This is a genomic window from Saccharopolyspora soli, from assembly GCF_022678645.1.
In the GTDB taxonomy this organism is placed as follows: Bacteria; Actinomycetota; Actinomycetes; order Mycobacteriales; family Pseudonocardiaceae; genus Saccharopolyspora; species Saccharopolyspora soli.
This window is the reverse complement of the sequence record NZ_JALBWV010000161.1, coordinates 1-1,444: the sequence shown is the minus strand read 5'-3', so window position 1 is coordinate 1,444 and position 1,444 is coordinate 1. Positions and strand designations below refer to the sequence as shown.

1 protein-coding gene is annotated in these 1,444 nt (G+C 67.5%); it reads left to right on the top strand.

Features of this window, described 5'->3' with window-relative positions:
- Positions 1-96: 96 nt before the first annotated feature.
- A complete protein-coding gene (istA, locus tag MOQ72_RS44070; protein ID WP_242192026.1) occupies positions 97-1,353 on the top strand; it encodes an IS21 family transposase in 1,257 nt (418 codons plus the stop codon).
- Positions 1,354-1,444 lie beyond the last annotated feature (91 nt).

Genomic DNA, 1,444 nt, shown 5'->3' with positions numbered 1-1,444 from the left:
TGTCGGCGGCACGTGAATACTGACCCCGGCGTGGCATCCGAATTTTGACCCCTTTGTCCGGTGACCCTGGTTGTGAGCCAGGAAGGACGAAGGCGGGTGTTGTCTGTGGAAGATTGGGCTGAGATTCGTCGTTTGCGCAGGTCGGAGGGGTTGCCGATCAAGGCGATCGCTCGGGTGCTGGGTATTTCGCGCAACACCGTGCGTGCCGCGCTGGCCTCGGATGCGCCACCGAAGTACGTGCGTAAGCCGAAGGGTTCCATCGTGGATGCTGTTGAGCCGCAGATCCGGGAATTGTTGCGGGCGTATCCGACGATGCCGGCGACCGTGATGGCCGAGCGGATCGGGTGGACGCGGTCGATCCGGGTGCTCTCAGGGCGGGTGGCGGAGTTGCGGCCGGTGTATCTGCCGCCGGACCCGGTCTCACGCACTGCGTATGTCGCAGGGGAGATCGCGCAGTGCGATCTGTGGTTCCCGCCGATCACGCTGCCGGTGGGGTTCGGGCAGACCCGCAGGCCAGCGCAGTTGCCGGTGCTGACCATGGTGACGGGGTATTCACGCTGGTTGTCGGTGGTGCTGATCCCCAGTCGCCGGGCTGAGGATCTCTTCGCCGGCTGGTGGCAGCTGATCGCCCGGTTGGGTGCGGTGCCGCGGGTGCTGGTCTGGGACGGCGAAGGCGCGATCGGCCGGTGGCGTGGTGGACGCAGTGAGCTGACGGCCGAGTGTCAGGCGTTTCGGGGCACATTGGGCGCGAAAGTGGTCATCTGCCGGCCAGCCGACCCCGAGGCCAAAGGGCTGATCGAGCGGGCGCATGACTACCTGGAGCGCTCGTTCCTGCCAGGCCGCACCTTCGACGGCCCGGCAGGGTTCAACAGCCAGCTGGCGCAGTGGCTGGCCACGGTCAACACCCGGCCCCGCCGGGCGCTGGGCTGCGCCCCGACCGAGCGGATCGTCGGCGATAAGGCCGCGATGCTCGCCTTGCCGCCGGTCGTGCCCGTCACTGGCTGGCGGTGCTCGGCCCGCCTACCGCGAGATCACTACATTCGCTTGGATTCCAACGATTATTCGGTGCACCCGAGCGTGATCGGCCGGCGGGTGGAGATCGTCGCCGATCTGGCGCGGGTGCGGGCGTGGTGCGATGGGAAGGTGGTGGCTGATCACGACCGGATCTGGGCCTGGCATCAAACGATCTCCGACCCGGACCACGTTGCGGCGGCGAAGTCGTTGCGCCGCAACAGGGTCGGCATGCTGCGGCCCGTTCCGGAACCCGACGAGGTGGTGGAGCAGCGGCGCTTGGCCGACTATGACACCGCCCTCGGCCTCGACGGCGAGGGCGCCGATGGTGGGGTGGCCTGATGTCCGCGACCCGAGCTACCACCGCGAAGAAAACCACTCGGGACCTCACCAGTGAGATCGCGTTTTTGACCCGCGCGTTGAAGGCACCCAC